Consider the following 9,480-nt stretch of genomic DNA (forward strand, 5'->3'; position numbering starts at 1 on the left):
TCACCCGTTCGCCACTCGCCACCAGGCCGAAGCCCGTGCTGCCGTTCGACTTGCATGTGTAAAGCATGCCGCCAGCGTTCAATCTGAGCCAGGATCAAACTCTTCAGTTCAATCTCTGTTTGTTGACTCTTTCGAGTCACCGGCATTGCTGCCGGGTCGCCCACTCAAGATACTGACCGTTATCCCATTGCTGGGACAACGCTTAATACTTTTGTGAACATTTGATAATTTAAGTATGCAGCCGAGCGAACCCAGCCGGCACCTTCATCAAACGCCCACACTTATCGACTGTTGATTGTTAAAGAACTGTGGCTTCCGCCGAGGATTCTGTACTACCTTGCTGCCTGGTTGCGAAGCGTTGTGTTCGTCAGCAGCAGAGAAGTGAGATTATGCAGTGTTTCGCTTAACTCGTCAACCCCTCGCCTCTTTCGCTTGTCGCTGCTTTCAAAGCTGCTTTCGCGTCGGAGAAACGAGACTATAGCAAACGAAGATATGCGAGGCAAGTGGGCGTCGCTCGATTTCTTGGATCAGCAACGGGCTCCACGACGAAATATCGATAGCCAGAGACTATCGTAACGTTCAAGTTAATTTTCTTTTGGCTATTAATGCGAATCGTTATCATCCTCTCTGTAGAGTTAGCAAAGTAGAGGAATGCAACCATGGTCGCCATCGCAAAGAAAACCAGCCAGGTAGCAGCTCACTTGATCATCGCATTTTCGATCACCTACGCCGTGACCGGCTCACCGCTCGTCGGTGGATTGGCGATCCTTGTCGAGCCCGTGATGAATGTGCTGCTGCTTCCCTTTCATGAGCGTGCCTGGTTCGTGTGGCGCCGCCGCACGTCGTCCCGCTTCGGGCCCTCCATCGCCATCGCGGCGGAAAAGCTGAGCCAAGCACTACTGCACATGGCGGTCGCCTTCGGCGTGATGTATGCGGCGACCGGCTCGCTCGCATTTGGCGGCCTGGCCGCCGTGCTGGAGCCATTGTGCAATGTACTTTTGCTGCCCGTCCACGATCGCTTCTGGGACAGACTTGCACGACCGATGAGTTCTCCCGCTGCTCTGGCATGATCACTTCCGGCGCAGTCGCTTCAGGCTTGCTGGAAGGAGATTGAACAGCCGCGCCAGCAGCTCCAGCTGCCACGGAAAGATGCAATGTGCATCCCGGCGCCCGATGGCTCCGACCATGCGCCTGACAGCGGCAGCTTCGGATTGCAGGAAAGGTTTGCTGCCGGCGTCGCCGCCATTCAGCTCGCGCAGGCGTGCGGTGTCGACATAGCCGGGCACGATCGTGGTGACAGCGATTCCGAAAGGCCGCAGGGCTTTACGGTAGGCGTCGCAGATACCGATCGCGGCACGCTTGCTGGTACTGTACAGCGAGCCGCCTGGATACTCCTCCAGCAGTCCCGCGATCGACGCTACTGCGACCAGCTGGCCATGGCCCTGCTCCCGCATCAGCGTAGCAGCCGTATCGAAGGCTTGGGCCAGACCAAGGACGTTGGCCTGCACGATGCCGATACCCGCGTCAGGTTGCGCAGCCAACGCGGCTGCGTCGGCATATTGACCCGCTGTCACGATCAGCACGTCAAGCCCGCCGATGCCGAAATGCCGGATAGCGGCCGTCAGCGCCACGCGGTCGGCGATATCGAATCCATAGCTGCGCACCTGCGGATGCAGGGTAAGCCAGTCGTGGCCCGGCCCTGCAAGCCTGCGGCTGCACACGGCCAGCTGCGCGCCCTGTGCGAGGTAATGCAGGGCCAGCGCACGCCCGATGCCGCTCGCGCCGCCAATGACCATGACTTTCATGCGTCCCTCCCACCGAAGGCGAGCATGCCCTTTCGGTAGCCATACTCCCATTGCGCGCGCACCTGCGCGGCATAGGCTGCATGCTTGTCCGGCACGGCCAGCTCGATGCGCTGCCGGCGCCAGAAGATGCGCTTGCCGGTGCCGGACCCACGCAAGGCATGGGCGGCGTCGCGCGTGTCGAACCAGGCATCGGCACGCTGGGCATGCACGTGCCGCAGGCGCGCCGCGCCATCGATGCCGAATACAGTCCGCAGCGCCGGCAGGGCCAACCACCGGTTGAACGGCATCTTGCGCTCCATGAGCACCTCGCGCGCGAGCCGCTGCGCCAGCTCGATGGGAAACAGGTCGATCACCCCGCCGGTGTAAGCCCGGCCGGCCCAGGCGTGAACAGGGAAATAGAACATATCGGCGATCGACACCCGCACCGCATCGGCGAGCGGCATCGCGCATTCCACCCGCAAGTCGCTGGCGATGGCACCGCCGCTCCAGCGTGGATCGGCCGCCGGCGCCGGCATCCCTTCCAGCAGCGCCGCCGCGCGTTCAGGGCAGAAGAGCACCTGGGCAAACAGCCGCCGCGTGCCGCGCGTGCTTCCCACGGCGTCCGCCCGATACAGCAGCTGGCCGCCGACAATAGCCAATGCGGGCGGGCATCCCGCAGCGGCAGCCGGCAGCGGCAACGGCAACGGCATGCTCGGCGGCAGCGCAAACAGATGGTCGCGGAACAGGTCGGCGGCACGCGGCGCCGCTGCGCGCGCCAGCCAGCGCCGGGCCGCGCCACCCAGCACGCGCACGAGAGACATGTCCGGCACCGGGGCGATCCCGCGCAGGTAAGCGTACATCTCCGGCGATGCCAGCCAGTCGCGGCGCGCCTGCGCGTCCGGCAGCCCGGCGATCACCGCCGCGGCGATCGCACCACCGCAACTGGCCAGCAGCAGGTCCGGCGCGCGGCCACAGTCTACCGCCGCCGCGTGCACGCCCAGGTAGCACCCGAAACGAAACCCGCCGCCAGCCAGGACCAGGCAGCGCCGGTACTGTTCAGTATTTTTCAATGTCTGCATAATGTCCACATGCGAGAGCGAACACAGGGAGGGCAATCAAGGCTGCCGCCAGCGCAGCTGCCGGTGCGCGAGCGCATCCGGCACCTGCTGCTGAACTGGCTCGTCTTCGGCCTGTGCTATCCAATCGCGAACCTGCTCGCACAACAGCAACAAAGGCAGGTGCAGCGCAGCCTCGCAATCGCCCTGGATGCTTCTATCCCCTTCCTCCCCTGGATGGGGCTGCCCTACGCCAGCGCGGGCTTGCTTTTCACCCTAGTGTTCTTCCTGGTGCGTAGCGCCGAGCAGTTGCGGGTTGCCAGCCGGCGCCTGACGCTGGCCACCGTGACCGCCTGCCTGGTGTTCGTCTTCTTCCCCGCCCGCTTTTCGCTGGCGCGCCCCGTGGTGGCGGATGCCGTCCCGGCAACGCTGTTCCGCTGGCTCGAGCTGGTCGACCAGCCCTTCAACCAGTTTCCTTCGCTGCACGTCGCCTATTGCGTGATCATCTGGTGCGCGTTGCGTCCGCTGTGCCATGGTGTCGTCCGCGCGCTGCTGGCGGCGTGGCTGTTGCTGGTGGCTGCCAGTACGCTGTTCACCTGGCAGCACCACTTGCCCGATGTCGCCGGCGGCTTGCTGTGGGGTGCCGCGACGGTGCTGGCGATCCGTCCGGGCGCAACGCGCCGCCACACGGTCGCCTTCCATTACGCGATCATGGCCGCGCTCCTGGTGCTGCTTGGTGTCGGCGCACTGCGCAGCTGGATCGCGGCGTATGCGGCGGTCTCGCTGTTGCTGATCGCGGCTGCCTACCACGAAAAGTGCGCTGGCTTCCTGCGCAAGCGTGGCGGGCGCCACCCGCTGCGCGCCTGGCTGCTGTTCTGGCCCTATCTCGCCGGGTACTGGCTGACCTGGATGCTGGTGCGCCTGCGCGACCGGCGGCGGCCGCCCTTCGTCCGGCAGGCGCCCGGCCTGTGGACCGGACGGCGCCTCAGCGACGCCGAGGCCACGGGCCTGCCACAGGGATGCCATGTCATCGACCTGTCCGGCGAGCTGGCGGAAGCGCCGGCACTGCGGCGCCACGGCTACAGCCACTTTCCGCTGCTGGACTTGCAAGCGCCGCGGCCAGGGCAGTTGCGCCAGGTGCTGGCGGCGCTCGCCCGCCTGCATGAGAATGGTGTGCCGGTCTACCTTCATTGCGCCATGGGCTACAGCCGCTGCCATCTGATCGCCCGCCTTTACATGAGAAAACGCCGCCGATGTCCTATTCGATCTACCAGCTGAAACCGCGCTTCCAGCAGCTCCTGCGCCCTGCGCTGGCCGCACTCGGGCGCATGGGTGTGACGCCCAACCAGCTCACGCTCGGTGCGATGGCGCTGTCGCTGGTCTACGGCGCGGCACTCGCCATCGCGCCTGCCAGTATGGCCCTCTGGTACGCGCTACCACTGGTCCTGCTGTTGCGCATGGCGCTCAACGCACTCGACGGCATGCTGGCCACCACCACCGGCCGGCAAACCGCGCTGGGCGCGCTGCTGAATGAACTGTGCGACCAGGTCTCCGATGCTGCCCTGTACCTGCCTTTCGCGCTGGCCGCCGGCGCTTCGGCGCCGCTGGTCGTGATCGTCGTGGTGGCAGCGCTGCTGGCGGAATTCGCCGGCGTGCTGGCCCAGGCGACCGGCGCAGCCCGCGCCTACGATGGACCGATGGGCAAGAGCGACCGCGCCGTCGCGTTCGGGCTGGCCGCCCTGCTGCTCGCCGCGGGCGCTGCGCCAGCCTGGTTCAACGGCTTGCTGCTGCTGGTGCTGCTCCTCTCGCTGCTGACCATCTTCAACCGTCTACGGCGGGCGCTCCGCCCTTGCGCGCCAAGGACACCGTAAAGATCCCGTCCACGCCGATCACTGTCTCGAGCTTGTGCGCACCGGCCAGGTCCACCAGGGCATCCATCTCGGCCTGGGGGCGCGGGCGCATGGTCCAGGGTCGGCCACGGTGGTTGGTCAGCGTGCGGGCAATCGTTTCCAGCTGCGGATGCCATGGCTGCGCCGTATAGATCAGGTATCCGCCTGGCTTCAGGCAGCGCACGACAGCCCGCAAGGACGCGCTCACCTGCCCGTTATCGCTGAACAGTTCATAGAGCCCGGAGACGACCGCGATGTCGTAGAGGTTTTCCTGCCCCTGGTAGCTGGCTTCGCTGAACGCGTCGCACACAGCAAAGGCGATCGGAACCCGCAGCTGCAAGTCGGCCGCCAGGCGCCGCGCATTGTCGACGTTATGGCCCAGGTAGTCGCGCAGGGTCAGCTCGATGCGGTGGTCCTGGAAGCGCTTGACGGTCTCCAGCAGGTAGCGCGCCGATCCCGCTGCGATGTCAAGGATGCGCAGCGTTTCCTGGGGCGGATGAACGGCGATGCGTTGGGCCAGCATGCGCTGCAGCTGCGTGCGGCGCACGCGCACGCCGCGCCATCCGACCGCGTCGAGATAGGCGCGGTCGATCAGTTTGCCGATTCCCAGGCGGCCCGCGGCCTGGTCGCGATACACATAGTCGAGCGACTCGCCCGAATCGAAGCCATGCGCCAGGCCGATCCGCATGCCCTCGCTGAGCGGGCCGAACACGCGCAGCATGCGCCGCTGGATGCCGAAGTACAGGCGCGCTGGAATACCGCCGCCGCGCCCGAGCGCAGCATAGGCGCGTGCCGCCGCTCCGTCCCGATCGGCAGCGGCGTAAGACGCCGGCTCCGGTAACGGCGCCCCGAAGCAGGCTTCGATGAAATCGACGCTCGCCTGCACCGCGGTCGTGGCGTCACGTTCATAGAACACGGCGTGATAGCAGTTTTCCAGCCTGAGGTAGCGCTTCAGTGGCGAGGCCAGGCGCGTAAAGAAATGCCGCTGCGGCGCCTCGCTGACGACGTAGTCCTTGTCGGCGGCCAGCATCAGCACCGGCAGATCGATGGCGGCGGCATCGGCAACAATGCGCTGTGCCGTATCGGCCAGTTCGAGCAGCAGCCTGGCCGAGATGCTTTTTGCGATCAGGGGATCCGCGGCGTACGCGCGAGCCTCGTCGGCGCAATGGGTGAGCATGCCGGGGCGGATATAACTGCTCACGAACAGCGTGCGCCTGAAGCGCAGTGCGCAGCGCAACGCGGGCCTGGCCAGCGGTACATAGAGCTTGATGTGGAAGGCGGCCGCCGCCATGACCAGGCCGCGTATCCGCGGCGCGTAGTCGTGCACCCAGGTCGCAGCGACCACCGCACCGACGCTGTTGGCGACCACGATCATGTCCGCGCGTGAGATCGCATGACGCGCCTCCACGTGGCGCACGAAGGCATCGAGGTCGGCGACGAGGGTGGCGACGTCGGGCGCATCACCACGCCGGCCGGGAGAGTAGCCATGGCCGCGTGCATCATAGGCAAATGCCCAGTCCTGGTGCAGACCGAAGCGCTCGACCAATCCGCCGATCCGTCCCGAATGCTCGTGGCCACGGTGCAGGAAGATCAGTGCCCGTGGCGGACGATCGACCGGTGGAGCTGCCGGCTGCCACGCGCGGTAAAACAGGCGGGTGCCATCGGCGCTGTCGAATCCCGACTCGATGGTGCTCCAGGTTCGTGGGTGCTCGAGCTTCATGCTTGTCCTTATGCGATGCCGCGAAGTAGGCAGTACAGCAGGGGCGCGGTCAACACCAGGCTGTCGACGCGGTCGAGAATCCCGCCATGGCCGGGAATCAATGCCGAGAAATCCTTGATCGCGAGAGCGCGCTTGACCGCCGAAAACATGAGGTCGCCCAGGAAGCCTGCCAGTGACAGCAAGGCCGCGTACAGGGCGAGCGTGCCTGCATCCGCCAGCGACAAGTAGGTGCCAAGTGCCCAGCTCACGAACTGCGAGATCACCAGGCCGCCCGCCAGGCCTTCCCAGGTTTTGTTGCGGCTGATGGCAGGTGCGATCCGACGTCGGCCGAGCAGCTTTCCGGCGCCGAACTGGCCAATGTCGTTCAGGGCGGTGAGAGTAAACAGATAGAAGAGCCATCCAAGGTTCGCGCGCGGCCCGAAAGGCAATGCGGAAAACAGGGTGAGCACGTACATCGCGCCTGTGGTGGCGAGCAGCAGCAGCCAGACGACCCTGCATGGCGAAAAATGCAAGCGGCAGCGCAGGGCCTGCAGGGCGATTGCGCCGGAGATCAGGATCTGCGCCAGGGCGGGCTGCCGCCAGCCGAGCAGGAGGACAAAGGTGGCAAGCATGGCGGCGCCGAGCCGGAAAAAGGCAAGCTTGCCACGATAGTGCTGGCCAAGTTCGCGGCAAGCCAGCAGGAAAACAGCACAGGCCAGCACAGGGGGGCCGAAGGGATAGGTCAGCAGGGCCAGACTGATGGCCGGGAAAATCCGCCACCACGCATTGACCTGGTGGCGCAACATGCCCGGGGCCGATGCGCTCGCCCTGATGGTGACGGAAAGGGAGCTTGTCGCGAGCAGTCCGTACAAGACCAGGCTGGCCATCGCGATCCGAACACCGGTATCAAAAAACGGAAATATCGCGGCCATGTTTGCCTGCACTGAGTGGATTGCACTTTGTCGTTGCACTTTGTCGTTGCACTTCGTTACTTGCAACTCGTTAAGTGTAGCCACGGGCCGCGTGTGTGGCGGGGTGTGATTTTTGCGCAAAATCAAGGCAGGAGCATATTTCGCGCGTCGCCACTCACGGACGAGTACGCTTTTAATCAGACTCAAGCATTCGTCATTGGTATGCAACTTCAGCAATGGAGGTGGTCATAGTGATTCCATTTAATGTTATTGAAAGAATCATCGGATGAGAAAGCCAGTTAGCTCCAGATCGAAACGAAGCGTGCAGTCTTTGCTGTGCTGCGCTGCTGTCCTTGCCCTGCATGCATGCGGTGGCGGTGACGGCGGTGCGGACGATGCCAAGGCATCTGCGCAAGCGGCGGCCATAGAGGACGATTCCGCCGTGGACGCAGTGATCGTTACGGGTGCAGCAAGCGCGGACGAGCCAGAGCAACTGTCCACTGCCCATGAGGGAATATCAGTGAAGGATGATGGGGGTGCGTATGCGGCAGAGATCGCTGCCAGCTCCTTGCCTGCACCGCCTCCGTCCGTCGGCGCCCCTGAACAGAGCGTACCCGCACAGGGCGATATGGCGATTGAAAAAGCCGCGCAAGCTGCCTACGATGCGCTCGCAGACACGCAATACCAACTCTATGTGGCAAGCGATGGGTCCGATAGGAATCCGGGGACGAAGGATCTGCCGTTCATGAGCATCACCAAAGCCTCGCGCGCGGCCAAGCCCTCGACCACCATTTACGTCGCGCCAGGGACATATCGGGAAAACGTGCTTACCCGCCCCAGGACGAACGCCGCAGGGCGCGTCAGTTTCGTATCCAGTACACCCGGGGCGGCGAAGATTATCGGCAGCGGCACTGGAGCGGCATGGACAAACCGCGGCAACTACGTCGATATCGTCGGCTTCGATATCAGTGGGACAGGACGCATCGGGATCGCAAACCTCGGCTCGCAGACCACCATTTCGGGCAACCATGTGCACGACATCAAAGTGTCCGGAGGCTGTACCTCCGCTGGAGGCGCCGGTATCGTCAATGCGGACTATGCTGGCTCCGATGCCGACATCATCGGGAACCTGGTCCACGATATCGGGACACCCGGTTCCTGCAATGGCGTGCAGGGAATTTACCACTCGAACAAACGTGGGAGGATTCAGAACAACGTAGTCTATCGCGCGTCATCCTTCGGGATTCACCTGTGGCATGCGGCGACCGATGTGGTGATCTCGAATAACACCACCTTCCAGAATGGTTCGAAACGCATGGGAGGTGGCATCGTAATCGGAGCGGGTGACAAGCCAGGCAAAATCGTGGTGAACAACACGCACGTTTCCAACAATATCGTCGTACAGAACCCGCGCTTCGGGATTACCCAGTACTGCTACCGGGGTCAGAATTGTATTGGCGAGACCAACACCGTGACCAATAATCTCATCTATGGCAATGGCGTCAATCTCGTGATGAAAGTGGGCAAGGCAAGTGGGACGATCATGGCGGATCCGCAATTCGTGCGCTATGCACCAGATTCAGCTGCGGGCAATTATGGTTTGAAGAGCACGTCCCCGGCCATCGACAGGGGGATGCGCGCTCATGCGCCGCTACAGGACATCGTCGGCATCAAACGTCCGCGCGGAGGAGGCGTTGATCTTGGCGCCCATGAGAGTTATTGAGCTGTATTGGGAAGCCGAACGAAAAAAACCCCGCAGAGATCACTCTGCGGGGTTTTTCATATAACTAGCCTGACGATAACCTACTTTCACACTGGTTGCAGCACTATCATCGGCGCAAAGTCGTTTCACGGTCCTGTTCGGGATGGGAAGGGGTGGGACCGACTTGCTATGGTCATCAGGCTTTGACTTGTCCGAGCTTCGCCTTGCAGCGTTGCTCGCAATCCGGGAAGAAGTATCGTTCTTTTTATTCTTGGGTAGCAGTATCAACAAACTGCAGCTGTATTCTTGACTTGTCTATAGCCTACCAAGGTTATAGGGACAAGCCGTACGGGCAATTAGTACTGGTTAGCTTAATGCATTACTGCACTTCCACACCCAGCCTATCAACGTCCTGGTCTCGAACGACCCTTCAAGGAGCT

General features: G+C 63.1%; 8 protein-coding genes and 3 rRNA genes. 4 read left to right on the top strand and 7 right to left on the bottom strand.

All coding sequences use genetic code 11. The annotated features are described in order from the left end of the window. A 16S ribosomal RNA gene (locus LE190_RS21155) occupies nucleotides 1-110 on the bottom strand; the annotation flags it as partial. 549 nt (nucleotides 111-659) lie between these two features. Here LE190_RS21155 and LE190_RS21160 point away from each other — a divergent pair. Next, nucleotides 660-1,070 (top strand): DUF2061 domain-containing protein, encoded by a 411-nt coding sequence (locus LE190_RS21160; RefSeq protein ID WP_225240568.1) that lies wholly within the window; start codon nucleotides 660-662, stop codon nucleotides 1,068-1,070. Here the strand turns inward: LE190_RS21160 and LE190_RS21165 are convergent, their stop codons facing one another. Together LE190_RS21165 and LE190_RS21170 are read right to left on the bottom strand one after the other, a co-directional pair. Then, complete coding sequence (locus tag LE190_RS21165; RefSeq protein ID WP_225240569.1) at nucleotides 1,071-1,805, bottom strand: SDR family NAD(P)-dependent oxidoreductase; 735 nt, start codon at nucleotides 1,803-1,805, stop codon at nucleotides 1,071-1,073. Next, nucleotides 1,802-2,863 carry a hypothetical protein gene (locus LE190_RS21170; RefSeq protein WP_225240570.1) on the bottom strand — a complete coding sequence of 354 codons (1,062 nt, stop codon included), beginning with the start codon at nucleotides 2,861-2,863 and terminating at the stop codon, nucleotides 1,802-1,804. The genes LE190_RS21165 and LE190_RS21170 overlap by 4 nt, the downstream gene beginning before the upstream one ends. A gap of 63 nt (nucleotides 2,864-2,926) precedes the next feature. Here LE190_RS21170 and LE190_RS21175 point away from each other — a divergent pair, with 63 nt between their 5' ends. Then, complete coding sequence (locus LE190_RS21175) at nucleotides 2,927-4,117, top strand: phosphatase PAP2 family protein (RefSeq protein WP_225240571.1); 1,191 nt, start codon at nucleotides 2,927-2,929, stop codon at nucleotides 4,115-4,117. After that, entirely contained in the window at nucleotides 4,093-4,710 is a 618-nt protein-coding gene (locus tag LE190_RS21180) for a CDP-alcohol phosphatidyltransferase family protein (RefSeq protein ID WP_225240572.1), read from the top strand. The genes LE190_RS21175 and LE190_RS21180 overlap by 25 nt, the downstream gene beginning before the upstream one ends. On the opposite strand, the gene LE190_RS21185 is transcribed toward LE190_RS21180, so the two are convergent. Together LE190_RS21185 and LE190_RS21190 are read right to left on the bottom strand one after the other, a co-directional pair. Then, nucleotides 4,661-6,448 carry a bifunctional alpha/beta hydrolase/class I SAM-dependent methyltransferase gene (locus LE190_RS21185; RefSeq protein ID WP_225240573.1) on the bottom strand — a complete coding sequence of 596 codons (1,788 nt, stop codon included), beginning with the start codon at nucleotides 6,446-6,448 and terminating at the stop codon, nucleotides 4,661-4,663. The genes LE190_RS21180 and LE190_RS21185 overlap by 50 nt on opposite strands. Nucleotides 6,449-6,456: 8 nt before the next feature. Continuing rightward, a complete protein-coding gene (locus tag LE190_RS21190) occupies nucleotides 6,457-7,359 on the bottom strand; it encodes a phosphatidate cytidylyltransferase (protein WP_225240574.1) in 903 nt (300 codons plus the stop codon). A gap of 301 nt (nucleotides 7,360-7,660) precedes the next feature. Between LE190_RS21190 and LE190_RS21195 the strand changes: the two genes are divergently transcribed. Next, a complete protein-coding gene (locus LE190_RS21195; protein ID WP_225240575.1) occupies nucleotides 7,661-9,061 on the top strand; it encodes a right-handed parallel beta-helix repeat-containing protein in 1,401 nt (466 codons plus the stop codon). 67 nt (nucleotides 9,062-9,128) lie between these two features. On the opposite strand, the gene rrf is transcribed toward LE190_RS21195, so the two are convergent. Both rrf and LE190_RS21205 read right to left on the bottom strand, forming a co-directional pair. Next, nucleotides 9,129-9,241 (bottom strand): 5S ribosomal RNA (gene rrf, locus LE190_RS21200). 134 nt (nucleotides 9,242-9,375) lie between these two features. After that, a 23S ribosomal RNA gene (locus LE190_RS21205) occupies nucleotides 9,376-9,480 on the bottom strand; the annotation flags it as partial.

It is taken from the genome of Massilia hydrophila (assembly GCF_020208145.1).
Taxonomy (GTDB): Bacteria; Pseudomonadota; Gammaproteobacteria; order Burkholderiales; family Burkholderiaceae_D; genus Telluria; species Telluria hydrophila.